This is a genomic window from Streptomyces longisporoflavus (assembly GCF_014649775.1).
Lineage (GTDB): Bacteria > Actinomycetota > Actinomycetes > Streptomycetales > Streptomycetaceae > Streptomyces > Streptomyces longisporoflavus.
Genome location: NZ_BMTR01000044.1, coordinates 14,599 through 37,781 on the forward strand (window position 1 = coordinate 14,599; position 23,183 = coordinate 37,781).

The 23,183-nt window shown below is 70.1% G+C and carries 22 protein-coding genes and 2 pseudogenes; 9 read left to right on the forward strand and 15 right to left on the reverse strand.

Annotated elements, in window-relative coordinates:
- Window positions 1–13 precede the first annotated feature (13 nt).
- A complete protein-coding gene (locus IE226_RS44555; protein WP_229871880.1) occupies window positions 14–301 on the forward strand; it encodes a hypothetical protein in 288 nt (95 codons plus the stop codon).
- A gap of 33 nt (window positions 302–334) precedes the next feature.
- Entirely contained in the window at window positions 335–637 is a 303-nt protein-coding gene (locus tag IE226_RS45540; protein ID WP_229871881.1) for a hypothetical protein, read from the forward strand.
- Between the two features lie 390 nt (window positions 638–1,027).
- Here the strand turns inward: IE226_RS45540 and IE226_RS40375 are convergent, their stop codons facing one another.
- The 11 genes from IE226_RS40375 to IE226_RS44565 form a co-directional block, all read right to left on the reverse strand.
- Entirely contained in the window at window positions 1,028–1,522 is a 495-nt protein-coding gene (locus IE226_RS40375) for a hypothetical protein (protein ID WP_190086508.1), read from the reverse strand.
- Window positions 1,519–1,857 carry a hypothetical protein gene (locus tag IE226_RS40380; protein ID WP_190086509.1) on the reverse strand — a complete coding sequence of 113 codons (339 nt, stop codon included), beginning with the start codon at window positions 1,855–1,857 and terminating at the stop codon, window positions 1,519–1,521. Before IE226_RS40380 ends, IE226_RS40375 begins: the two co-directional genes overlap by 4 nt.
- A gap of 714 nt (window positions 1,858–2,571) precedes the next feature.
- Window positions 2,572–3,291 carry an SGNH/GDSL hydrolase family protein gene (locus IE226_RS40385; RefSeq protein ID WP_190086510.1) on the reverse strand — a complete coding sequence of 240 codons (720 nt, stop codon included), beginning with the start codon at window positions 3,289–3,291 and terminating at the stop codon, window positions 2,572–2,574.
- Window positions 3,288–3,758, reverse strand: a complete 471-nt coding sequence (locus tag IE226_RS40390; RefSeq protein ID WP_190086511.1) for a cupin domain-containing protein — start codon at window positions 3,756–3,758, stop codon at window positions 3,288–3,290. The genes IE226_RS40385 and IE226_RS40390 overlap by 4 nt, the downstream gene beginning before the upstream one ends.
- An 82-nt stretch (window positions 3,759–3,840) precedes the next feature.
- The gene (locus IE226_RS40395; RefSeq protein ID WP_190086512.1) at window positions 3,841–4,671 is read right to left on the reverse strand and encodes an AraC family transcriptional regulator; all 831 of its coding nucleotides are present in this window, start codon (window positions 4,669–4,671) and stop codon (window positions 3,841–3,843) included.
- Window positions 4,672–4,772: 101 nt separating this feature from the next.
- Window positions 4,773–5,600, reverse strand: a complete 828-nt coding sequence (locus IE226_RS40400) for a hypothetical protein (protein ID WP_190086525.1) — start codon at window positions 5,598–5,600, stop codon at window positions 4,773–4,775.
- 87 nt (window positions 5,601–5,687) lie between these two features.
- Window positions 5,688–7,406: an ABC transporter ATP-binding protein gene (locus IE226_RS40405; protein ID WP_190086513.1), complete on the reverse strand. Its 1,719-nt coding sequence runs from the start codon at window positions 7,404–7,406 to the stop codon at window positions 5,688–5,690.
- Between the two features lie 26 nt (window positions 7,407–7,432).
- Complete coding sequence (locus IE226_RS40410) at window positions 7,433–7,849, reverse strand: lasso peptide biosynthesis B2 protein (protein ID WP_190086514.1); 417 nt, start codon at window positions 7,847–7,849, stop codon at window positions 7,433–7,435.
- The gene (locus IE226_RS40415) at window positions 7,846–8,115 is read right to left on the reverse strand and encodes a lasso peptide biosynthesis PqqD family chaperone (protein ID WP_190086515.1); all 270 of its coding nucleotides are present in this window, start codon (window positions 8,113–8,115) and stop codon (window positions 7,846–7,848) included. Before IE226_RS40415 ends, IE226_RS40410 begins: the two co-directional genes overlap by 4 nt.
- Window positions 8,109–10,019 carry an asparagine synthase-related protein gene (locus IE226_RS40420; protein ID WP_229871882.1) on the reverse strand — a complete coding sequence of 637 codons (1,911 nt, stop codon included), beginning with the start codon at window positions 10,017–10,019 and terminating at the stop codon, window positions 8,109–8,111. The genes IE226_RS40415 and IE226_RS40420 overlap by 7 nt, the downstream gene beginning before the upstream one ends.
- Before the next feature lie 65 nt (window positions 10,020–10,084).
- Entirely contained in the window at window positions 10,085–10,204 is a 120-nt protein-coding gene (locus tag IE226_RS44565) for a keywimysin-related RiPP (RefSeq protein ID WP_229871883.1), read from the reverse strand.
- Window positions 10,205–10,725: 521 nt separating this feature from the next.
- Between IE226_RS44565 and IE226_RS40425 the strand changes: the two genes are divergently transcribed.
- The 4 genes and pseudogenes from IE226_RS40425 to IE226_RS40440 form a co-directional block, all read left to right on the forward strand.
- Window positions 10,726–13,311: a DUF6185 family protein gene (locus tag IE226_RS40425; protein WP_190086516.1), complete on the forward strand. Its 2,586-nt coding sequence runs from the start codon at window positions 10,726–10,728 to the stop codon at window positions 13,309–13,311.
- A 122-nt stretch (window positions 13,312–13,433) separates the two neighbouring features.
- Complete coding sequence (locus IE226_RS40430; RefSeq protein WP_190086517.1) at window positions 13,434–14,585, forward strand: NADAR family protein; 1,152 nt, start codon at window positions 13,434–13,436, stop codon at window positions 14,583–14,585.
- A gap of 49 nt (window positions 14,586–14,634) precedes the next feature.
- Window positions 14,635–15,321 (forward strand): HAD-IA family hydrolase, encoded by a 687-nt coding sequence (locus IE226_RS40435; protein WP_190086518.1) that lies wholly within the window; start codon window positions 14,635–14,637, stop codon window positions 15,319–15,321.
- Between the two features lie 120 nt (window positions 15,322–15,441).
- Window positions 15,442–15,600 (forward strand): annotated as a pseudogene (locus IE226_RS40440) (IS5/IS1182 family transposase); the annotation flags it as partial.
- 171 nt (window positions 15,601–15,771) lie between these two features.
- Here the strand turns inward: IE226_RS40440 and IE226_RS40445 are convergent.
- Window positions 15,772–16,830 (reverse strand): DUF6461 domain-containing protein, encoded by a 1,059-nt coding sequence (locus tag IE226_RS40445; protein WP_190086519.1) that lies wholly within the window; start codon window positions 16,828–16,830, stop codon window positions 15,772–15,774.
- 410 nt (window positions 16,831–17,240) lie between these two features.
- Between IE226_RS40445 and IE226_RS40450 the strand changes: the two genes are divergently transcribed.
- Both IE226_RS40450 and IE226_RS40455 read left to right on the forward strand, forming a co-directional pair.
- Window positions 17,241–17,828 carry an SMI1/KNR4 family protein gene (locus IE226_RS40450; RefSeq protein WP_190086520.1) on the forward strand — a complete coding sequence of 196 codons (588 nt, stop codon included), beginning with the start codon at window positions 17,241–17,243 and terminating at the stop codon, window positions 17,826–17,828.
- A gap of 139 nt (window positions 17,829–17,967) precedes the next feature.
- Window positions 17,968–19,884 (forward strand): hypothetical protein, encoded by a 1,917-nt coding sequence (locus tag IE226_RS40455; RefSeq protein ID WP_190086521.1) that lies wholly within the window; start codon window positions 17,968–17,970, stop codon window positions 19,882–19,884.
- Between the two features lie 414 nt (window positions 19,885–20,298).
- On the opposite strand, the gene IE226_RS40460 is transcribed toward IE226_RS40455, so the two are convergent.
- Together IE226_RS40460 and IE226_RS40465 are read right to left on the reverse strand one after the other, a co-directional pair.
- On the reverse strand, window positions 20,299–20,562 hold the full coding sequence (locus tag IE226_RS40460) for a hypothetical protein (protein WP_229871884.1): 264 nt from the start codon (window positions 20,560–20,562) through the stop codon (window positions 20,299–20,301).
- A gap of 89 nt (window positions 20,563–20,651) precedes the next feature.
- Entirely contained in the window at window positions 20,652–21,242 is a 591-nt protein-coding gene (locus IE226_RS40465; protein WP_190086523.1) for a TetR/AcrR family transcriptional regulator, read from the reverse strand.
- 122 nt (window positions 21,243–21,364) lie between these two features.
- On the opposite strand from IE226_RS40465, the gene IE226_RS40470 reads away from it, so the two are divergent.
- On the forward strand, window positions 21,365–22,720 hold the full coding sequence (locus IE226_RS40470; protein ID WP_190086524.1) for an erythromycin esterase family protein: 1,356 nt from the start codon (window positions 21,365–21,367) through the stop codon (window positions 22,718–22,720).
- 245 nt (window positions 22,721–22,965) lie between these two features.
- Here the strand turns inward: IE226_RS40470 and IE226_RS40475 are convergent.
- Window positions 22,966–23,183 (reverse strand): annotated as a pseudogene (locus IE226_RS40475) (recombinase RecA); the annotation flags it as partial.

The following is a 23,183-nucleotide window of genomic DNA, read 5'->3' on the forward strand; positions in this document are numbered from 1 at the left end:
GCGGGTATCGCGGATGCAAATCCATGTGCAGAACCAGTCGCACGAGCGGGTCTCCGAGAAACTGGGGGACGACATCGACGAAAGCTTCCTCTCGGCATGCCACGCCGCTGCGGACGGCAGCGTCATGAGCGGTGTCTTCTCCGTCGGCGACACCATGTTCAACGAACTGCAACTGCCTCAGTTCGCTCGCGAGTTGAACGAGCTCCCCGAGGAGCAGAAGACTGACACGATCCGGCGGGTGGCCGACATGGCGCAGCAGGCGGCAGCCCTGCGCGGCTATTTGTTCATCTCCGGAGACTGACCCCGAAAGACACTCTGGAGGAAGACGTAGCGCATGCCCCTCGTCATCTATGTGGAAGACCAAGTGCACGGCCGGATGGCCAAGACCCACGAAGACCACAAGGAGACGTTCCTGGCCTTGTGCGAGTCGGCACCGCAGGGCAGCATCCTGCGCGCCGTGAACCGCCACGGTGACACCATGTTCAACGAACTCCAACTCAGGCGATTCGTGACGGAGTTGCATCAGCTCCCGGAGCGGGAGAAGAACGGCACGGTACGCAAGCTCATCGCGGCCGCCGAGTTCGCGATCGCCTCCTTCGGGTACCTGTATTTCGTCGGGGAGCCCGCACGTGCCTGAAAGCCGGAGGACCTGAGCCACCGAGAGTCGGGCGTCCCGCTTCGCGCAGGGCGCCCGCTGCCGCGCTGGTCTACTTCGCACCCGGCCCCACGGACTGACCCCGGGCCGGAACTCCGGCCCGGTCGAAGGCCGCCCAGCCCAGATTGTCGATCGCATCGGCCATGAGCAGGCACTGGAGCAACGGCCTGCAGGGACGACTGTGGCAGGCCGAGTCCCGAAGAACGCCCGGGGGCAACCAGGCCAAGCTCAAAACGCCTCGTCGAACCCGACACCCTCACCGAAGCCGCCACCGGCGACATCGTCAGAAACCTGCAGCCGAAGCCGCGACCTGCATCCTGGCCGCCAGCGTCAGCCGGAATCGGACATCAACTCACAGGTACTCACGGGAGCTCACGGGCCTGCGAAGCATCCCAGGACGGTCACCTGGTCGAAGCGCCGGGCCTGCACGTCCTTCCTCGCGATCGTCCAGAAGACGTCACCGCCGATGCGCAAGTTCCCGAAGTCCAAGGCGCCGCCATACCATTGCGCCAGCAGCGCCCAGTCGTCCGGACGGGGCCGTGCCCACGGGCTGGCCCGCCTGCCCTCCGGCTTTCCTGCCCCCAGTGCCGCCATGGCGGCGGACGCGGTAATGGGATCGTCCTCGCCGTAGGAGTCCCTGGAGTATCCGTCGATCTGCAGATGCGTCTCCTCGCGATGGTGCCTGTCCTCGTACAGCACTTCAGACCAGGCCTGGCGCAGTTGCTTGGCGTGCGGGTGCTCGGCGGGGTCGATCAGCACCTCGTTGTCCGGCAGGGAAACGTCGTACGTCAGTCGCAACTGGGCGCGGTCGTAGTCGCCGTCCCCGGGGCGTTCCTCCAGGGGCGTTCCGGCGGGGACGTATATCACTTGGCCGGAAGCGTCGAGGTCCTCGGGATGGAGCCGGGCGAAGAACAGAACAGGAGTCGGCCCTCGCGGGGCAGGAGGAGAGTCGTCGCGTCCTCGGGCAGCGCGGCCAGGTCCAGCATCGCGATCAGGTTCAGTCCTGCCGGGAGTGGAGGAGCATCGGCGGGCAGCAGGTTCGGCCCGCCGAAGTGACCCACGACCGGCCCCTCCACGGTGGATGCCAGGGTGGCGCAGGGGCGGGCGGCCTCGAGCCACCTCTCCACCCCGGCGGACGGGACACCGCCCGCGAGCGCCTTCGCACGAAACCGATTCATCTTGTCGAGCATCTCGGGTCTCATACGGTGAACATAGCGGCGGGTACTGACTGACCCGTGGGCCGGACCCTGACGTACACCGTGCACCTGCCGGTGCCCGCCGGCCGACCGCCGGCGCAGACCCCGGCCTGCCTCACGGTCCGGTGCGAACTCGCCCTCTCCCCCGCCCTCCCGTGCCCGGCGGATCGGCTTGCGCCTCCGTGCCGAGCCCCGCAAGGCGAGCAGCCCCGCGTGGCCGACGCTGTAGGCCCGCCCGGACAACACCGCCGGGCGCGGCCTGGAAAAGGACTGGTAAGCCGTGCCCCACGGACTGACCCCGGGCCGGAACTCCGGCCCGGTCGAAGGCAGGGCCAACCGCATCAAGGTGCGCAAGCGTCAGAGCCCCTGGCCCGTCCTCGCGGCAGAGATGACGCAGCAGGCGGTAGCGCAGTGGAGCCCCGGCGACCAGCAAGAACGGGGCGGCAGCAACCGTCCCGACCGTCACACCGAACCGGACAGCAAGACTCCCCACGACGCTCTCTACTCGCATGACTTCAGTCTGTGGACCAGAGGGGCCCAGCGCGCCGTGCTCTCACCAAATTCGTGCCTGATCCTCCTTGTCATCGACAGGGCCACCGGCTCGTGCCCTCGCGGTGGTGACGCAACCACACGAGACGGATAGCGTATGCGTTGACCGCCCGGATCGGATGCCACCTCCGCGCGGTAGATGGCATCCGACTGGCCGGGCGCCGGAACCAGTTACGCGCTCCGGGCCAGCAGAACGGCGTCGATGACCTCGGCGATAAGGGTGGCGCCGCGGCTGTTCTGGTGGATCTGGTCGGTCGTGAGCACGAGACCTCGCCGCCGCGAGATCGTGTCGAGGCTGCGGCGCAGCACTGCGTGCTGGAGGAGGACGCCGACGGCCGCTGCGGGCGTCACCTCCCGGTAGGGGATCGGCGGCGGGTCCGTTTGGCGCAGTTCTTCGATCTGGCGTTCGTGGAGCGGAAGGTAGGCCACCTCGTTGGTGGCGGCGACCTCGGCGATCATCCGGCTGTACGCCTGCGACGCCTGGGCCGCTGCTGCGTCGAGTTGTTGGCCGAGTACCGGGAGCGACAGCAGACCGATCGTCGCGTCGGTCTCCGCTCGCAGCCGTGCGACGACGGCTCCCAGGCACTGCTGGAACCAGCCTGCCGACGGGCGATCGGGAAGCTGTTTGTGCTTCATGGCCTGCTCGAGGGGGTAGTCGGCGAGGCTCGCCCGGGCGTCGTTGGTCCCGATCAGCACGGTGATCACGTCGGGTGGATTCGTGACGACGGCGTCGAGGCGCTGCAAGAGGTTGTAGGCGAAGTCGCCGTTGGCTCCGAAACGGGCAATCTGTACGTCACCGGGAGGGTGGCGTCGTCCGAGAAGATCCAGGTAGTCGACGCTGAACTGCGCGCGGGTGAGGCTGTCGCCCAGGCACGCGATGCGTGTCGTCACGGCGCTTGCTCCGGGCCGGGCGTGCCGACACGTTCGGTCGGAGGGGTGTCGGTCCGAGGACGGTGGTCGGTGCCCAGGGTCGCAGTGATGGAAAGGATGGACGTCGGCCCCTCCATGTCGACCACGTGCCATACCCCGGCCGGGTTGATGGTGGCCTCGCCCGGACCGAGGTGAACGCGGTCGGGCTGCCCGTCCACGTCGCGGGTGACCGTCACGGACCCGCTGAGGCACACGACCAGTTCGTCTCCTGCAGGGTGGCTCTCCCAATGGTCGCCGGGCCCGTCGCCGTCGAACATCATCACCATCCGGCCCTCGGCGCCGTCTGCCGCGACCGCGGCGCTGTAGGCCTGGAGCACCTGCGGGTCCCAGGTGAAGCCTTCGACGGGTTTCGCTCTCGATCCCAGTCCGAGGTGCACGGGGGTGGTGCGCAGGTCCATGGCATTGCGTGCGTGGTTGAGGAGTCTCATGCCGACGATCGTCCACGCCGGCGATCGGGCAGTCTTGAAGAAAAGGGAAGAGAAGCCGACGCGACGGGCAGACGGTTGGCGGCTACCCGGTTTCGAGGAGGACTTCGCTGCGACGCCAGGCCGTCGGCGACCGGCCCGTGAACTCGCGCCAGTCCCTGACGAGATGGGCCTGGTCGGCGTAGCCGGAGACGGTTGCCACATCGCCCCACGGGAGCGGGTCCTGCGCCGCCGCCAGTTCGTGCGCGCGCTCGAAGCGCAAGACTCGGGCGAAGGTCTTCGGCGCCAGGCCCATCTCACCGCGAAACCGCTCGGTGAGGTACCGACGGCTCCAGCCGAGTTCCGCGGCGAGCGCACCAACCTGGACGCATCCCCGCGCGGTGACGAGGCGGCGCCACGCCTCGGTTACCTCGGGGGGTTGGCGGGGCATGCGGTGGCCGCCGCGGCCGACAGCTCGCAGCAGTAGTTCGTCCAGCGCGGTGAACCGCGCCGCCCATGTGGTCGCCGATCGGAGCCGGTCGACCAACTCGACGGCAAGCGCTCCGAGAAGCTCGTCGAGTGGGACCAGTCGGTGGGCGAGTTCGGCGGCGGGCATGCCGTAGATGGCCCGGGCCCCGAGCGGTGTCAGCGCTACCTGCACGCCTTGCTGGCGTCCGTCGTGGTGAATCGCGACGGACCGGCACATCAGACCGCCGGCCACGCTGCTGAACGGGGTGGCCGGTGACCCGTCGTCAACGCCCGCCGCCACCTCCAAAGGATCTGACAGGCTGATGACCGCAGTGAGCGCGCGGCCCGGCGGGCCGCAGTGCACCCCCGCCGGGAGCCCGCGGAGGTCGAAGCCGACGTACGAGTCGACGTACTGCCGCAAGGCGGGCGCCGGACGCGCACCGATCCCGGTGGCCGTGTGGTCCTCCATTTTCGTCAGTGTACGAGCCGCCCAGCCCAGGCAGATCACCATCCAAGGACTGATCAAACTGATCACCGCCGTTTGCGGCTGGTGTCGCGGTGTGTGACCAACTATCCGGTCGCCCGGGCCGAGCGGGGTTGTGCGCGCAAGGCAGGCAGCCGGGCGGCGTCTTCTGCTCCGGCCAGGCTCTCGCCCAAGGTCAGGAGGGAGAGGAGCCGCACCGGCCGGCCGGCTGTGGCGGCGGCCTCCAGTTTGTGGTGGCCGTCGAGGAGGAAGTGGGTCAGGCCCCAGTGCGCGGCAGGGTCATCTCCCAGGCCGAGGGCGGACTGGCACACGTCCAGCGTGGAGATCGCCACCGCCGTGGGGACCGTTCCCCGCTCCATGAGCGCGACGTACTCCTCGACACGCTCTCTCTCGTTCCACGTCGGGGGAACCATGGGCACGACGAACTCGTAGAGGTGGGCGTCCGCATCGACCGTGGTCTCAAAGGTCCGGTAGTACGGCGTGTGCGGGTATTCCGGGAGCCCCCAGAACTGATCGATTCCCCACGCCGTGACCTGCTCGACGCTGAAGTAGTCGCCCTCCTTGCCGGGGATGACCAGCCGGGGTTCCACGTCCAGGAGCAGGGGAAGATACTCGCCCTCCGGCAGCAACCCACCGAACGCTTCGATCACGCCGCCGCCATCCGTATCGTCCAGTGGCCCGCGGAGCCGTTCCTGCATGCTCTCCAGGGACAACTTCTCGTTCGCGGTCTCCAGTCGACGAAAGAGGAGCGGACACGTTCCGCAGTAGAAGCTGAGCTCGAAGGCAGGTTCGTCGTCGACCATGAGCAAGCGGCGCCGCGGCCCGCCGCCGAGCTCCTGCAGTTCCGTACCGAAGTGCAACCGTGCCTCGGAGGCAGGGACGCCGATACTGCGGGGGCCGCCCGTTTTGATCATCACGGGCCGACGGTACGGGACGCCGCGGACCGGCTCCACCGATTACGGGCGTACATCTGACCGGACGGGCCACGTAGAGCGCTATGTCTATCCGGGAGACAGGGCGCGGTAGCGGGCGCTCTCGGCCAGGAGTTCCCCGTGGCGCCCCGTCGCCACCACCCGCCCGCCGTCCAGCACTACGATCACGTCCGCCTCCCGTACGGTGGACGCACGGTGCGCGATCACGAACAGCGCACATTCCTTCGCCGTCTCCCGGATCGAATGGCGCAGCGCCGCCTCGTTCACCGCGTCCAGATGTGCCGTGGGCTCGTCCAGCAGCAGCAGTTGGGGCCGGGCAAGGAGCGCGCGGGCGATCGCGATCCGCTGGCGTTCGCCTCCCGACAACGCGATGCCCTGCTCGCCGGCGTCTGTGTCCAGGCCGCGTGGCAGCTGGGCAACCAGCTCGGTGAGCTGCGCCAGCTCCAGGGCCCGCCGCAGCTCCCTCTCGTCAGCGTCCGGCGCGGCGTACATCAGGTTCTCCCGGAGTGTGCCGTGCAGGACCGGGCAGTGCTGCTCGACCAGCCCGATCCGGGCGCGGTGTGCGTGGCGTTGCACATCGCGTACGTCCTGGCCGTCGAAGAGGACGTGCCCGCGGTCCGGGTCGTAGAACCGCTCGGTGAGCGCGAAGACGGTGGACTTGCCCGCGCCGGAGAGGCCCACCAGCGCCACGTGCCCGCGCTGCGGCACATCGAAGGTGGCCCCACGCAGCACCGGCCGGTGTGGCTCGTAGCCGAACCACACGTCGCGGAACTGCAGCAGCGGGCCCCTGGCGGGGGCCGGAGCCGTGCCGGGGACCTGGCCCGTTTCCGACTCTCCTTCCAGCTCCAGGACTTCGGTGATCCGGCGCAGCGCCCCAGAGCCCTGCTGTACGTTGCTCACCGCCTGGAACACGGCGCCGATCGGCTCGACCAGGTAGAGCATGTAGAGCAGGAAGGCGGCCAGGTCCGCGACCGAGCCGCCCGCCGCGACCCTGGTGCCGCCGATCAGGAGCACCGCCAGGAACGAGCCGTGGACGGCGAGTTCGACGGCCGGGGCGACCACCGCGTCTAGGCGCCCCACGCGCACTCCGGCCGCGTACGCGGCGCGGGCCTGCTCGCCGATCCTGGCCGCCTCGCGGCGTTCGGCCCGGCTGGCCCGCACCGTGCGCAGCGCGACCAGGGCTCGTTCCAGGTCGGCGGTCATGGTGCCGGTGGCCTGCTGGGCCGCGAGGGAGGCGCCTTCGAGCCGGCGCAGCGCCGTGGTCAGCAGCGCGGCTCCGAACAGGATCATGCCGAGGACGACCAGGAAGAGCAGCCAGTCCAGCCAGAGCATCAGCGCGACCACCCCGAGCAGCCCGATGCTCCCGGTCACCGCGTCGGTGAAGCCCTCCGCGATGAGCAGCCGCAGCGCGGTGCTGTCCGTGCCGGTACGGGAGATCAGGTCGCCCGTGCGGTGCCGGTCGAGGGTGCGCAGCGGCAGCCGCAACAGCCGGTCGACGAGCGTGAGCCGCACACCGAGCACCACTCCCTCGCCGGTGCGCACCATCACGTACCGTCCCACCGCCTGCACCAACGCCTGTGCGAGGAAGAGCGCGATCAGCAGCGCCACCGTGCCCGCGATCGCCGAGCCCGCGCCCGCCGCCTGGATCACCTTCTTCACCACGAGCGGCTGCGCCAGGCCGAGCGCGGAGCCGGTCAGGGTGAGCGCCGCTGCGGCACAGATCCCGCGTCGGTGCCCGCGCAGCACGCGATAGACCTCGCGGAGGCCCGAGCGGGTCATGGCGCTCATGGCAGGGTCGCTCACGGCACGGTCGCTCACGGCACGGTGAAGAACGGTCGGAAGTAGTCCGCCGGGTGGTCCTCGCCGACCGGTACGCCTTCGGCCTCCACCCACGCGTGCGCCCCGAAGGGCGGCAGCCGCCGCGCTCCCACGCACCACACCGGCCACTGCCCGTGCGCCCGGCACAGCAGCGCCGTGGCCAGCGAGCGGGGCAGGCAGCCCTCGGGCCCGGTGCAGGCGAGGCTGACCGCAGTGACCGTCTCCCGGGCCGCGGCGGCATCGGCGTGCGAGGCGGCCCGGGCACCGCGCCGCACCCGGTCAAGCACGGCCCGCAGCCGCCGCGGCGGCAGGTGGGCCAGCGCGCGGGCGCAGCCCACGGCGAGCCGGGCGAGCACCCGGCGCGGCAGCGGCACCGAGCGGGGCCGGTGCCCGATGGTCTGCGGAGTGCTCACCCTGACACCTCCTCGACTCTCGCGAGACCGGCGGAGTCCAGCGCCTCGACGAGTTCGCTGACGTCCGCGCGGGCGCTGTCGGCGTCCACCTCGTACTCGCCCGTCAGGCGTTCGACGGCCAGCTCCTGCGTCCCGCCGTCGAGCAGCGTACGCAGTACCAGCGCTCCCGTTCCGTTGAGATTCCAGTACTGCCCGCTGTCCTCGTCGAGCAGGGTGGTCCCGTAGTCGGTGTCGGCGCGGGACACGCCGTCGCGCAGCTTCAGCATGGGCTCTTCGCCTCCGGGTCGGGGGTGGTGGCCGCCCGCTCCCTGGCGCGCAGCCAGACCTCGCAGGCCACCGCCTGGTAGAGCGCGCCGTGCAGGTCACGTCCGTACTCCGCGAGGGGACGGGCGCACAGCGTGCGCAGCGCGGCGGGATCAGCCAGGCCGAGCCGGGCCAGTCTGGAGTCCTCCCACAGGGCCAGGAGTTCGGCCCGGTGCTTGCGCAGGGCCCCGTCCAGGTCGCAGGTGCCGGGGGACTTGCTCTGCCGGGCCAGGCTCACATCGGGTACGGCGCCTTTCATCCCCTCCAGTAGCAGCGGCTTGTACCGCCATGGGGTGCGCTTCTCCTCGGGGCGTACGGCGAGCGCGGCCTCCAGCACCCGATCGTCGTAGTACGGCGCGGCCAGCCGGATCCCCGTTCGGGCCGCGAGCTGCCCGATGGCCCGCAGCGGGCGGGCCGCGTCCCGGATCCCCTCCAGGTCGTCGTGGATCCCGCGGCGGTCGGCGAGCAGCTCGGCGTCCGGTGCCGCGTCCCGTATCAGTGCGCGTACGGCGTCCGTGGCGTCCCCGGTCGCCCACGGCGGCATCCGCGGCACCGGCCCCCAGTCGAGCGTCGGGGCGTTCTCAAACGGCGCGGGAGCGGTGAGCAGTCCCGCTGCGGCGTCCAGCCAGTGGCCGTACGAGCGGGTGTCGCACAGCTGCCGCAGCACCTGACGCCGCGACCAGCGGTAGCTCGCGGTGAAGCCCCGAAGCTGCCGGACGGCCTCAAGGGGGCGGCGCCGCAGCAGAGTTCGCAGGTGGCTGGTGCTGGCGCCGAGCAGTTCGTCGCCGCCGAAGCCGGTCAGGTGCACGGTTGAGCCGTGGGCCGCGGCCCGGCGGGCGAGGGACAGCCACCGCGCCGAGTCGGCGATCACGCCGCACGGCTCGTCGAACGGCTCGTCCATGCCCGGCAGCCCGTGGTAGATCGACGGCATCTCGGCGGCCGGTACGACGTGATGCTCGATGCCGCCCGCGGCCGCGGCGGTGCGCACCGCCCACTCCACGTCGTCGTCGAGCGGGTCGGGACTGGCAGCGGTGAAGGCCACCACCCTCGTACGGCCCGCCGCCAGGCAGCACACCGATGTGGAGTCCAGGCCGCTGAGGTCCCCGCTGACGAGCTGCTGACCCGCCGTACGGACTGCCACGGCCGCTTCGAGGGCCTCTCGGACGGCACGGGCCCCCTCGGCCAGCGGGAGGTCCGGCGGGGGCGGTGTCCAGCGAGGCAGGGTACGCGCCCGGCCACCGCGGTCGAGCAGCACACAGTGGTCAGGCGACACGAGGGTCACGCCGCCCCACACGGGGCGGTCGGTGAGGGGGTGCAAAAGCGGGGGGTCGAGGAGGTGGAACGCGAGCTGCGTGCGGTCGATCGCTGCCCCGCCGCCCCCGGCCTGACTTCCCGCCAGGAACGCAAGGACATCGGCCCGGTCCGCGGCCACCGTCATGCCGTCGACCTCGGCCGTGTACACCCGCCTGAGCCCGCTCAGCGCCCCCTGCACCCGCACTTGTCCGCCCGCGGACGCGACCAGGTGGAAGCTCCCGGCCAGCCTTTCCGCGTACGCCCCCGCTTCCGCGCCCACCGCGATCCGGCCCGCGATCCGGTCCAGGTCGTCCCCGGTGACGGCGTGCTGCCCGAACACCGCGACCTTGGCCTCCCGCCCCTCCCCCAGGGCCAACCCGTCCCGGCCCGCGCCGAGCAGCCAGGGCCGCCCGGAGGGGTGCGGGATCCCGTACTGCGCGTACTCGCTCAGCCGCGCCCCGGCGGCTGCGGCCGCAGCGCAGTCCGGGAGCGCCACGAACCACGCGGGCACAGCGGCGAGTTCGGCCAGTCCGGCCCCTTTGACAAACCGGTGGCGGGCGTTGCCGTCCGCCACCGATCGTCCATCTGGCTGTCCGGTCAACTTCGGCTCCGTTTCCCGCCGGGCGTCGCGTCGCGACGTCAGCGGAGGATGCTGTGCTGGCCGAGGAAGTCAGGAGGGCCCTTGCGCTTGAGGGCCATCCCGGTGACCTTCCAGAAGGTCCCTGCCGCCGTCAGCGTGGGTCGCTCGTAGGTACGCATGGTGATACACCTCCTCCCGCACCGCGAGTTGGAGAAGTGCCGGCCCGAAGCCTGTAACTGTGGGGGCGGCCTCGTAGGGGTATCTCGGGGCCCATGCCCTCACGGACCTCATGGCCGTAATTTCAGGCTAGTCCTGTGACTGCTGGGACGCACGTGGGGCGGCACGGCGGCCGAGCCCGGAGCTCGGAGCCCGCGGTAGAGAGCGCGAGCCGATGCGCGGGCGGCCAGGGACAGAAGGTGGTGCCAGGTCGTACGCCGCGCAGCCCTGCGACATCGGGCTGCCGATTCGCACAAGTACGGAGACGTGCGTTCGGCCGGTGTTCGACGCCTTTCAGCGTATGGCCGGACCAGTGGCGTGGCGGCATGCTGAAGAAGATCAGACGCGAGCAGGCTCAAGGGGGAACATGCCGGGGTGCTGCAGACGTCTCGCGCTCAGGGCGGGCGGCAGCCTCAAGCCGTGGCTCTCAAGACGTCAGTTCACTGCCCTGTTCACTGTTTTGCCGACTCTGATGCTATTGGGGATGTGGGTCGCACCATCGGCGGCTGCCGCGTCCGACAGCACCTGCGACACGGACACGCTGGTATCGGCCCGCGTCGAAGCAGAGGCACGTATCGATCACGACGCCCGCACCTATGCCAAGGTTTCCACCACGGTGAAACTCACGCTGCCGATGTCCTGGGACTTGGCCGGTGGTCTGCTGCTCGGCAAGGAGTCCGACGGCTACCGGAAGGCCATGCGGTGTCTGGTCCGCGGAGATTTCGACGGTGTCGAGACGCGCTGGGAGGAGTGGCGGTCCGCGGAACCCGAGGTCATTCCCACACACGACCCGTCCGGGCAAGGGTCGTCTCGAGGAAAGTGGCTCCAAGTCCGCGTAGTGGCCCATACCTGGCTGGACCAGCAAGCCGACCTGTCCGTCGGCCCATGGACCATTGAGACAGGCAAGGCCAGATGGCTCATCCGCCTGCGCCCGCCCAGCACCTTGGAGGGAGCCCTGTGGCGGAAAGTCACTGTGGACGCGGGCCGCCAAGGCGCGGTGTCGGCTGTGCCGAAACCCTCCGCCGGGGAGGGCGGCAGCGTGCTGGTCTGGCGGCCCGCTGCCGCCGAGGGGGTGCCGACGATCACTGTCCGGGTCGAGCCCGCGTGGCCGCGCGACCTGGCGGCCCGGGACGACTCTCCACCGCATGCGGCGCTCGACGAGGCAGGCGGCGTCCTGTGGAACGTCACCCTCGTAGTGTTCGTGTGGTACGCCCTGATCGCGCTGCCCCGGCACGGGGTCCCCGACGCGCTGGAGCAGAGGACCGTCGCCAACCTGCGGCACTGGGTCCGGGTGCTGCTCGGCGTCACTCTCGTCGTCCGGGGCCACGACGTCTACCTCGGCTCCGTAGGCACCTTCGAGGCAACGGACGAGTGGCCGGAGCGGGCCGTTCACGCCCCCTGGGCATGGCTGGTGTCTGCCATGTCCGGAGCGCTCCTGCTGCTCTTCGCCCGCCCGCCCCGCGCCGTTGTCCTCGTCGGTAGTGGCCTCGGCGCCGGCGCCGCTGTGCCGGCACTGGGCGCGATCGTGCTGCCGCGCACGCTGGGGATTGATCCCACGCGGTTCATCGTTCCGCCCGATCCAGGGGCCGGGGCCGTAGCGGCCGTAGGGGTTGCGACAGTGTGCTCATTCCTGCTGCCGCTCCTTGGCGGCGCGCTGTCGGTGCGCCGCCTGCTGGTGGAGGGCGGCCTGTGGCGGCCACGGCACCCGCGCCCGCGGCCTGCACCGGGGATGTGCGGGGTTCTGGCCGTCGTTACCGTGATCGGCGCTTGTTACGCGGCGGCCAGCGAGCGGGACTGGACGCGGGCCAGTTGGCTCTCCCCTCGCCTCGACCCCGGGCACTGGGCCGAGGAGGCCGACACCGGCGCACGCGCGTGGGAGTGGGGCTACGGCTCATGGCACAGTGCAAGCCTCCGCGGCGACCTGCTCTGGTTCACCCACACCGGGCACTGGTGGTGGGTCGCAATGCTGTGGATCCCCAGCGGCCTGGCGATCCTGGCAGTACTGCGCAGCCGGGTGGCCGGCTCAGCGGACACCCCACTGGCTCGCCGCGGACCGCAGGGTGTCGATCGGCTGCTACTGCTGCTGCTGTTCCCGGTCATGGCCACCATGGAGCCCGGCGTGTATGCCGCCAGTTCCGCCCTGGCGTGGTGCTGGTTCCTCCTCTACTTCCTCGCGCTCACGGCCCTCCTGCGGCTGACCAGAAGCCGGGCCGTGGCGGTCCGCCCCCTGGGTTCAGGAGAGTCGCTCGCGACCTCTCTGTGCGCGTCCCACCGCGCCGGGCTTCTCCACCGAGCGCGACGGTACCGAGAACTTCACGCCCAACTGCGGTCCCTCGAGCAGGACCCGTCCGAGGAAGCGATCGGGGCCCGACGTGCCCTGGAGTCGAGTCTGCGCCGTCTGCACCGCTGGCACACAGCGCCGGGGCGCCGCGACCGGCTGCCCCGTGATGTTTCCGTCGTAGACGCCGCCCTGGCGCTGGGGCCCTGTCCCACCTGGTGGGGCAACGGATCCAGGGCAGCGCGGCTCACCCAGCCGATCGCTCTGCCGTTCAGCATGACCCTGGTATGGACGAATCAACTCCGAGGGGAGTCGCTGACCAGCACCCTGCACGACCGCTTCGGCCTGGTGGAGGTGCTCACCCAACTCGTACTGTGGCAGATCGGGTACGCCGCAGCCGGTTTCCTGCTGGGAGCACTGTGGCAGGACCTGCCCGGGCGGCGCGGCCCGTCCAAAGCCATCCCGCTCGCCGTCGCATACGCCGCACCGATCGGCCTGTTCGCTCTGGGCAACTGGGCCCTGGACGAGGAGCAGACATCGCTCGCCTTCGCCGCGGCGGCCATTCTCCTCATCCTCACACTGACCGGCGTCATGATGGACCTGGAAACCTTCGGCGGCGAACGCCCCTACTGGCGCAGCCGTCTGAGCCTGCTGCGTTCCATCTACCAAATCCGTTACATATCCATCCAGATGGCGTGGATTCTCGCGCAGGCCGCAGCCATCGCCACGATCCTGCAGTACCTCGCCGACAACGGCGGTATGCCGCCACCATTCACCGGCATCGCCCGGTAACAGCCACTACCACCGGCCATCCGGGCCCAGAAGCCCGCATCGGCCGCCGCCTGCACGACGCGCTCCTCGACGAGCGCACCGAACACTCCCATGATCGTCTCGCAGGCGATAGCGTTGCGCTCATGACGTGGCGGGGACCGACATATCGGATGGTGGATGGGGAGAGGATCGACGGGGCCTGGTGCCACGTCTGGCGGCGGTATCGCCCCGGCGGCGAGTACTACCTCGACGACTTGATTGTCTTCGCCGACGGAGCGATCACCTGCGGAGAACGTACGGACCTGGCCAGCCTCGAGAAGATGCTGGCGACGGGCCGATTGGCGGTAACCAACCCTGAGAATCCACCACTTGCCGACGAACGATCGAAATGGGCCTCTCGTCACGGCGAACCGCTGACACCAGAGGGATTTCTTCTGGAAGTCGCTGACCGCATCGAAGCACTCAATGAGCGACCAACTGCCGGGCAACGTTGCCGGGATGCGATCCGACGCTTTCAGCAGGAGCCGGCCGAGTCCAATCGAGAGCTTCTGCGAGCGGCATATCTGTCAGTCCCGCCGCATCTGCGGATCTATGTCCTCGGAGACATGGACCGTCAGGACCGTCCCTTGCGAATCCTGCTCACGAACCCTGGTGAGGCCGTCGACGGCGATGGCCCGGTGGTGACGGCGGAGATGCACCAGGATGCCCTGGACTACTTCCGCCGCGCCGACCAGGGAGTCCAGAGCGAGCAGGAGCGGCGAGTCGTCCAGCATGCCGACGATCCTTCGGAACCCGGCCGACCGGCTCTCATCTCGCACGAAACCGTCTACCCGCAAGGATGGCCCGAGCAGCCGGGCCTGTTCGTTCTCCGCAACGACTTCCCTGCACAGATCATGGTCGCCGGAGAGTCCTATGCGTCCGTACTGCATGGGTACTGGGCGCTGTCGGCGGCCGATGTTTCTGACAGAAGCAGCATCCGGGATGCGGCCTCGGCCAGAGAAGCGCATGACCTGGGTGGCCGGGCAACGCAACGGAGTGACTGGCCCGACGTTCGGCTCGCGGTCATGGCGGAGCTCCTTCGCGCGAAGTTCACCCAGCACCCCGAACTCGCCCGTGTCCTCCTCTCCACAGGGGACGCGAGGATCAGCTACACCGGTCTCTCGGACTCACCCTTCTGGAGAGACGTCCCCGATGGTCGGGGACGGAACTGGATGGGGCGGTTGCTCGAGCTGACCCGCTCGCAGCTCGTTGCCCAGCAGTTGCTCATGACCGAGGACTCCAGCGTGCTGAACTAAGGCTTGTCCCGCAAACTGCCTGCTCAGGGCCTGATGGCATGATCGAAGCGTGATCAGTGAACCCGGCCGGTCTGGTGCGACGAGGTATGTCCTGTTTGACGTCGATGGCACGTTGATCGACGCCGTGGACAATCAGCGCCTGGTCTGGCGCACGTGGGCCGAGCGATACGGACTGGACCCCGATGAGGTCTACCAAGTGGCTCTGCGGACCAGGCCGATGGAGACCTTCGTGCGGGTCGCTCCGGACCGGGACCCTCGGGAGTGCCTTACCGCACTGCACGAGCTGGAGGACGAGGACGTCCGCTCCGGCGCCTACACGGCCTTCGACGGCGCCTCGGAGCTGCTCAGTGCTCTACAGCCCGGAACCTGGGCGCTGGTGACTTCGAACTATGAGCACCGGGTGCGTGGACGCTTCGCGCGGACGGGCTTGCCGGTGCCGGAAGTCCTCGTGGATGCGGCCACCGTGGAGGAAGGCAAGCCGTCGCCGGTGCCGTATCTGCAGGCAGCTGCGCGACTTGGTGCCCGACCGGGGGACTGTCTGGTCATCGAGGACGCCCCTTCCGGGGTGGAGTCCGGGCTGCGTGCCGGGATGACGGTGTGGGGTGTCAACGCCCCTGCGGCGGTGGACGGCGTGCATCGTCACTTCGGCAGCCTGCGGGAAGCGGTCCGCGACGTCCTTGCCTGCGTATCCGGACCCCGCCCCCACGGGCTGGAGGGATCAGTCGCGGTGGAATGATCTTGCTGTGGTTGGTGTGATCACGGCGCCGGAGCCGTCTTGGATAGCCCCGGTCTCCGGGCTGAACTCGCGCCAGTTCATGCAACTGGTGACGGCGCTGCGTCGCGAGGGGGTCGACGCCAACAATCCGGCGCCAAAGCCGCCGTCGGGAAGACGATGACGATCGCCGATGGCGGCTATCCGGGCACCGGGCTCGTCATGCCCCACCGGCGGCGCAAGGGCGAGGAACTCCCCGACTGGAAGCAGGAGCACAACCGCTCACACCAGCAGGTCCGCGCCCCATCCAGCTCGATTCGAAGATCTTTTGCGGGACAAGCCGAAGTCCACTGTCGCGGCTCCCCCCTTCCTTGATACCGAAGTTCGTGCTCGCCAGAACGGCGACGCTGCGGTGGCCGCACGCGTCGGCACAGATCTCGCCGGAGTAGCCGGGCAGGCGGCCACTACTGCGGGTCAGGCTGCTCTTCGTGCCGCGTCGTGCAGGTGCTTGACCATCCAGAACTCCTCGACGCGTGCGCCGTCCCCGGTCATCGCCGTGACCAAGGAGTCGAGGATGTCCGGGAGTCCCTCCGATGGGGTGGGCGGATGGGCAGCGACGCACTGGGCGAGGACACCGAAGACAATGGCCTGGCGGAAGACGAGGTGGGAGGGGCGTTCCCACTCGGGTTCGAAGTCTTCCGGCTCGCCGATCAGCAGCGCGCGACCCCTCGGGAGCGCTTGGTCGTGTGCGGCTGTGAGGTCCTCGCGCAGCCGCACTCTCGCATCAACCGCGAGGGTGGCGGCTGCAAGTGCTGCTACGGCCAAGGGGTGTTCGCGCAGGTCGGCATGTGCGAGGGCCAGGTCCAGGGCGTGGCGCCGCATAGGTTCCAGCTGCGAGGGTCCCGGGCCGGCCAGATAGCTGATGAAGGGCTCCCGTTTGAGCAGGGGCGAGTCGATGAGTCCCTGCCCCAGCAGGTACTCCGGCACTCGCGTGATCTGCACGGCGCGGTGCGGGCCGCGTACCCAAGAAGTGTCGAAGCGCGCACCGGTCGCGCGCTCGACAGCCGCCAGACCGACGCCCCACAGATGGTCGTCGTCCAGATCCAGGCCTTCCAGCAGGGGCTGCCAGGCGTCGGGGCGCGCGCCGAATGTGCTCTCGGGCGCGAGCATCTCGAAGGCGGAGGAGATCAGTCCGCCCTCGGCCAGGCTCAGTCGGGAGACCGCGTTGACGTTCCAGTAGGCGCTGGCGGTGCGTCCGTGCCGGGAGAGCGGACGCAGCACCTCCTCACGAGATCCTTGGTAGTTGTTGTTCTCCACGACGATGACGGCAGGTCCTGACCGGGAGACGAGGATGAGATCCCCCTCGTAGTGCTCGCGCAGTTCCTCCAGTCGCAGGGGGCGGCACTGCTCGGCGTTGCCGCCGAAGAGCCGGATGACAGCGTCCTCGTCACGGCCGTGCACGGCCGTGAACGTGGCTGCCTCCTCAAGTCCCAAATCAGCGAGGAGGCCCTGGAGGTGCTGGGGTGAGGTCATGCAGGGATTGTCGTCTGCCCCACTGACAATCGGAGCTCGGTCGCCCGGTCCCATGGAGTGGGCGGTCGCGACCTCGACGGGAATGCAGGGGGGCACTCCTCAGCGGGACTTCAGCGAACATCACCACTGCGTGGCACTCGACGCCCGCGACGCCCTCCGGTGCAACGACCCGCCCAGCCTCCACACCCTCGCCGCAGGCATCGATCGTGACCGGGACGCCGTCCTCGCCGTCCTCTCTCCCCTCTCCCCGCCCTCGAGCTGCGACGTCGTCGAACGGCGTATCAACCGGACCAAGATGTTCAAGCGCCAGACGCCCGACCGGGTCGGCTTCGCTCTCCTGCGGGAGAGGATTCTCCTGGCCAGCTGGCCACAGCCGCCCATAGGGTGCCGGAGACGAGAGAAGATGCACCATGGATCCCCGCATAGCCCGGTTGCGTCGCAAGCTGGCCGCGATGCCGTTCCAACCGCTGCGCAGCCACTCCTTCGGAGAAGAGCAACACAAGTTCCGCCTCGGTCCGAGGCTGACCGAAGCACGCGTCGCTGCGTTCGAGGCCGAACACGGCATCGTCCTGCCCGACGCCTACCGGCAGTTCCTCACGCACATCGGCGGCTCAGGCGCGGCACCGTTCTACGGCCTCATACCGCTGGAGCGGTGTTCCCTGCTGGTCATGGATCCGCGCGGGGAACCGGGGGCGCCCCGCGGCTTCGACGACGCAGGTCCAGAGGCCCACGAACGCGACCTCTTCCTCCACGTCATCGAAATGGGCTGCACCGATGTCTGCGTCGTTGCGGTGACCGGTCCTCTCACCGGCCGCGTCCTCATCGGGAACAGCGACGGATTCTGGGGCCCCAACGTCTCCTCCGCCACCGACTTCCTCGACTGGTACGAACGCTGGCTCGACCACATGAGCGCAGGACGCGACAACCGGGCCCTGGAACTCACCTCACCTCGGCTTCGCGCCCATCCAGACCGTCATCGCATGGCTCCGAGGACCTGACTTGCCGTGAGCACTTCACGAAATTCCCGCCAGGACCCGCCGAACGACATCGCAGACGATGACGTATGCGCGGGTGAGGGCCGGTCGGGACCGGGCTGAGGGCCTTGTCCCCCCGCGAGTCAGCGCGGATCATGACCGCGTGCAACACCGAGAGAAACTCCACGAACTGCTCCTGTGCGCCGGACTCACGGTCGTCGAGGACATGCGCCCGGGCAGCCTGTTCCCGCCGGAGGCCGACTGGCGGATCGCGCGGGGGATCGCGGCGCCGGACGGCGTGGTCCGGGAAGCGCTCGACGCCGCGTGGTGGCACCGCCTTGCAGATGCCGACGGCGAGTTCCTGTTCGCCGCCCTTGGCCATCGGATCGGCGGCAACGACTCCTGGTGGACCCGGGTCCGCTACGCCCACGGCGGCGTGCCGGAGTTGACCAGCGCCCCCGGGTTCGTGGCGCTCTCCCTCGACGGGCAGGTGCTGCTGACCGAGGTGCCCGGCGCGGGCGGGCCCCGGGCGCCGGCCCTGGACCGACTGCCGCAGCGGCTGGAGGAGTCCGCCGCGGCCGCCGGGCGAGAGACGGAGACCGAGCGCGCAGAGGCGTGGGCGGCGGTGCCCGGCCGACATGCGTGGCCTCTGCTCTGGGCGAAGGGGATCGGGTCCAATCCGGCCGCACCGGACGAACTGCTGATCCGGCTGCTGGATGTGGAGGAGGGCTTCCTTCACGGATGCGACCGGCCCGCCGTCCTCGACGCCGCCCTGTCGCACCCCGATCCGCGGGTGCGGTCCAGGCCCGCCGACACCTTCCGGCCCAAGCTCACGTCCGATCAGTGGGTACAGCTGGTGCGCGCCGAGCCATCGCCGGATCGGCGCGTGCTCTGGGCGGAGCGCGCCTGCATCTGGGGCACCGTACTCCCCCGGGACCTGTACGACGACCTCCCGGCCGGCCCGTCCCGCGCGTCAGCCGCCGAACTCCCGGGTCTCCCCGCACAGCACCTCCCCGGCCTCGCGGCCGACGCCGATCCTCGGGTGCGGGCGGCGGCCTGTGCCCGGTGGGAGGACCTCGCCGCGCCGCTGCGGGAGCGGCTGCTGACCGACACCGACGACGCCGTACGGACGACTGCGCTGCTCGCCCACCACACCCGCCTGCCCATGCCTCGCGAGGTTTTCGCCGCCCTGCCCGACCCGCGGCAGGCGCTCGATCGGTGCCGCCTCGCGCCCGAACTGGAGGCGGAGCTGGTCCGGGACGGGGACGCTGAGGTACGTCGGGCGCTGGCCGCCACCCCGGGCCTGGGAGCGCACGGCGTCGCCGTGCTGGCGCAGGACCCGCAGGACGACATCCGCTCCGCGGTGGCGCTGCGCCACTACCTCACCGAGGAGCAACGTGCCGCGATACGCCACGACTTCGACCCGACGTCGATGTCGCACACCCTGTCCTGGGTCGAGGACCTGCACGGCGACGCCGACGCGATGCGCCGTCTCGCCACCTCGTCCCACCCGCTGGTCCGGCGCAGTGTGGCCCGGGCCCGGCACCTCCCGCCCGATGTCGTGGCACGCCTGGCCCGGGACGAGGACCGGGTGGTCCGCCTGTTCCTCGCCGAATCGTGCGAGGACGCGCCGGCCGACCTGCTGCTGGAAGTCTGGCGCTGGTGGGACGGCAGCTTCAGCCACCCCGACCGGCCCCGCAGCCACCCCAACTTCCCCCGTGCGGGCCTGCTGCACTACGTCGCCGACCTCAACGGTAGGCGCCGCCTGGCCCTGGACGACCCGGAGTCGACACCGGCCGACGTCGCACGCCTGGCACGGGACCCCGAAGCCGAGGTACGCCGCCGCGCGGCCGAGGACCCCCGGCTCTCACCGGCCGACGCGGTGCTGCTGCTCAACGACCCGGAGGGTTACGTCCGCGGCACCGCGGTGCGCAATCCGCGGCTGCCGGCCAGCATTCTGGCCGGGCTGCTGCATGACCGCGACACGGCTTGCGCAGCGGTCACCAACCCGGCGATCCCGGTCCCCGTCCTCCACCGCATCCTGGCCGCGGCCGCGGCAGCCGTGACAGTCCGGCCCTGAATACCGACACCCCGCACGGAGGCCGGAGGCCGCGGTGGTCCGACGCTGAAACGGATCATCGGTCATGCGCGGAGGATACGAGGCGAGCGCCTATTGGCTGAGGTCGCCCCTGGGCTGGGCCGTCGGCTGCGCGCGAGGCGCAACCCGGTGACATCAGACTGCAGTTGCAACCCGCCCCGGATGTTCCTGGATGTTCCTGCCGTCCTGCGGTGGTCAGTCGCACAGCCGCTCTTCATCGGCCGTCGCAAGGATCAGCGTCCGCAGGCATCGGCCTGGTGTTCGCTGCCAGGCAGGAGGAGTACACGCGCGGCGGCGCGGGCCGCGGCTCCGTATCTGACGCTGACCCCACGGCGACGGCCAGCCCGGCGCCGACGACGGTCAGCCCTGCCACCGTGGCGAGCCACGTACCGCGGCTCACCGATCGCCGCCGAAGTGGTTGCGGAACTCCTCGCCGCAGTCGTCCTCGGTGCCGACCCGCATTCGCGAGAAACCCAGCACTCCGTCCCCCTCGCCTTCCTCCTCGGCCTTGGCCAACTTTCGCTCGATGTCCGCGATGTACTTGGCGCACTCGGCGCTGACGGGCTTCCCGGACGGCGCTTCCGGTGCCGACGAGGCGTTCAGTCCAGCGGTGGCGGCCAGGCCCGCCACGCACAACACCACCCACACGGCAGCCCACATACGGCGACTCATTGATTCCGGCCTGCGCATCCCGGCATCCTACGAGCACCGCAAACGCGATCAATCAGGTGGCCCTGTCGACGCCTTGGCTACTCGGGTGCGTCGACGATGCCGGTGAGCGTGCGCAGGCCCGCGACGATTTCAGCGGCGTCGGGGGCCTGGTCGGGGTCGGTGAGCCACTGCGTCATCAACCCGGTGAACAGGGCCATCTGCGCGGCGCCCAGGGTGCGGGCTGCGGTGTCGCCGACCTCGTCCTCGGGTGTGCCGAGCAGCAGCGCGGCCAGACCCCGGCGGCCCTGCGTCTGGCTACCGGCCAGGTAGCGGCGCAGATCGTCGGAGTGTTCCGCCTGGAGGAGGGCTTCGAGCGTGGCCAGCCACAGCGTCCGGTCCTCCTGGAAGGACTTGATGATCTGCGCCCACATCGCCTCGTAGCGCGCAACCGGGCTGCTTCCGGCTTCGCCGAAGGAGGACAAGGTACGGCCGATCCGGGTGCCCCACTCGTCGATCGCCTCGACGAGCGCGGCGTTCAAGAGCGCCTCACGGGAGCCGAAGTGGTAGCCGATGGCCGCCATGCTCACGCCGCCGGCCGCCGTCACGATGTCGCGCACCGTGGTCCGGGCCCAGCCCTTCTCCTCCAGGCAGCGCCTGGCCCCTGCCAGTAGGTCTTCGCGATTTCCCATGCCGGGAACGCTATCCGGTGCATTGCGCGGACGCACTATACGTTCGTCTTATACAAGCGTCTTGTGCGAGCGCCCAACTTCTGGGTACTGTCGTGCCGCACCCGCCACTCGGAGGAGATGTCATGAACCACACCCGCCCCGTCAGCCGCCGCCGTCTGCTCGGCTCGGCCTCCGCCGTCGTCCTCACGGCAGGGACCCTCGGCGCCGGTATAGGCACCGGCACCGCCGCGGCATCGACCCCTTCGGCCGACGAGCCGATAGGCGACCTGAACCGCAGCGCCCGGCCGCTGCACGACCTGGACGGGCTCGGCCGCATGATCGGCGATGCCCGCGTCGTCGGCCTGGGCGAAGCCAGCCACAGCGCCCACGAGTTCTTCACCCTCAAGCAGCGCCTCTTCCGCCATCTCGTCGCCACCAAGGGCTTCACCACCTTTGCCCTGGAGGCGAGTTGGAGCACCGGCCTGCGCCTGGACGCCTACGTCACCCGCGGCACCGGCAATCCCGCGCAGATCATGCGGGAGGAATTCGAGGGCCAGTACGTTTTCTGGAACACCCGGGAGTACCTCGACCTGATCCGGTGGATGCGCCGGTACAACACCGCCCACCCCGACCGGCCGCAGCTGCGCTTCGTGGGCAACGACCTCGGCTACCCGGGCCCCGACGCCTTCGACCAGGTCACCGGCTACCTCGCCGCACACCGCCCCGACCTGGCCGGGCGCATCAAAGACCTCTACGCGGGACTGAAGCCGGCGGCCGGGACACAGGCGGGAGCATGGATGGTCGGCCAGCTGACCAAGGGAGCTCCGGCCCGCCGCGCCGAGGCCGATCGGGCCGACGCCGCCCTGGCACTGCTCCGCGAGCACGGCCGCCCCCGCGCGGCCGATCGCGACACCCGGCGGGCGCACGCCCTAGCCCTGCAGAACGCCACCGCCATCACCCAGAGCTTCACCGGCTACGCCTTCCCCGACGAGCAGTTCCCCGAGCGCATGCGCTACCGCGACCGGGCCATGGCCGCCAACACCGCCTGGTGGCTGCGGCACGAGGGCGGCCGCGTCCTGCTCGCCTCCAACAACGGCCACATTGCCTACACCAGCGACAACCCGGACGAGTTCCCCGAGCCCACCGGCGCCTTCCTGCGCGCCCAACTCGGCCCGCACTACGTCAACATCGGCCTGACCTTCAACCAGGGCACCGTCAACGCCCTGCCCGACTACACCGCACAGCAGCCCCGGCAATACACCGTCACGCCCGCCCCCAAGGGCCACAACGAGCACACCCTGGACAAAGTCCGCTACCGCGACTTCATCCTCGACCTGCGCACCGCACCCGCGGCAGTCCGCACCTGGCTCACCGCAGCCCGCCCCACCCGCTCCTACGGCCTGTACTGGTCGAGCGACGACCCGGCCTCCGCCCTCGGCCGCTCCTACGACATCGTCATCCACCTCCACGAAGTCCAGGCCGCCCACCTCCTGCGCTGACGTGCGCGAAAGCGATGGTCTCCTGGTGGTCGCGTTTGCGACGAGGTCCCGGCCCTTCATCTCGCGGACGTGGCCGCGGGCATCGCTCCTCAGCCACCTCAGGACCTGCCGTGCCCGGTGAGCCTGAACGCCGCGGCTCTGCCTGACCGCCGCGCTGGTCTGCGGTGCTCCCGGCCAGTGCCGCCGCCCGGAGTGCGCGGCGGGCCTCGCCGTCGTATCTGATGACCGGTCCGTGCCCGTGGCTGTCAGGCGGTGTCTCCCGCCGGGGTCCGGGCAGTGTCAGGGACGGGGAGGTCGCCCGTTTCTGCGGCGACTGCGGCCTTCGCCGGTGCCCCGATTCCGAGCTTCTCGAGGATCTTGTTCTCGATCTCGTCGGCGAGATCGGGGTTGTCCTTGAGGCAGTTACGGGCGTTCTCCTTGCCCTGGCCGAGCTGGTCGCCCTCGTACGTGTACCAGGCGCCGG

Bases quoted from the DNA above. Each gene is read 5' to 3' on its own strand.
- IE226_RS40400 (WP_190086525.1), bottom strand. From the start codon at position 5,600: ATGATCAAAACGGGCGGCCCCCGCAGTATCGGCGTCCCTGCCTCCGAG.
- IE226_RS40445 (WP_190086519.1), bottom strand. From the start codon at position 16,830: ATGACCTCACCCCAGCACCTCCAGGGCCTCCTCGCTGATTTGGGACTT.
- IE226_RS40425 (WP_190086516.1), top strand. From the start codon at position 10,726: ATGTGGGTCGCACCATCGGCGGCTGCCGCGTCCGACAGCACCTGCGAC.
- IE226_RS40430 (WP_190086517.1), top strand. From the start codon at position 13,434: ATGACGTGGCGGGGACCGACATATCGGATGGTGGATGGGGAGAGGATC.
- IE226_RS40450 (WP_190086520.1), top strand. From the start codon at position 17,241: ATGGATCCCCGCATAGCCCGGTTGCGTCGCAAGCTGGCCGCGATGCCG.
- IE226_RS45540 (WP_229871881.1), top strand. From the start codon at position 335: ATGCCCCTCGTCATCTATGTGGAAGACCAAGTGCACGGCCGGATGGCC.
- IE226_RS40390 (WP_190086511.1), bottom strand. From the start codon at position 3,758: ATGAGACTCCTCAACCACGCACGCAATGCCATGGACCTGCGCACCACC.
- IE226_RS40405 (WP_190086513.1), bottom strand. From the start codon at position 7,406: ATGAGCGCCATGACCCGCTCGGGCCTCCGCGAGGTCTATCGCGTGCTG.
- IE226_RS40380 (WP_190086509.1), bottom strand. From the start codon at position 1,857: ATGAGACCCGAGATGCTCGACAAGATGAATCGGTTTCGTGCGAAGGCG.
- IE226_RS44565 (WP_229871883.1), bottom strand. From the start codon at position 10,204: ATGCGTACCTACGAGCGACCCACGCTGACGGCGGCAGGGACCTTCTGG.
- IE226_RS40465 (WP_190086523.1), bottom strand. From the start codon at position 21,242: ATGGGAAATCGCGAAGACCTACTGGCAGGGGCCAGGCGCTGCCTGGAG.
- IE226_RS40460 (WP_229871884.1), bottom strand. From the start codon at position 20,562: ATGTGGGCTGCCGTGTGGGTGGTGTTGTGCGTGGCGGGCCTGGCCGCC.
- IE226_RS40415 (WP_190086515.1), bottom strand. From the start codon at position 8,115: ATGCTGAAGCTGCGCGACGGCGTGTCCCGCGCCGACACCGACTACGGG.
- IE226_RS44555 (WP_229871880.1), top strand. From the start codon at position 14: ATGCAAATCCATGTGCAGAACCAGTCGCACGAGCGGGTCTCCGAGAAA.
- IE226_RS40470 (WP_190086524.1), top strand. From the start codon at position 21,365: ATGAACCACACCCGCCCCGTCAGCCGCCGCCGTCTGCTCGGCTCGGCC.
- IE226_RS40395 (WP_190086512.1), bottom strand. From the start codon at position 4,671: ATGGAGGACCACACGGCCACCGGGATCGGTGCGCGTCCGGCGCCCGCC.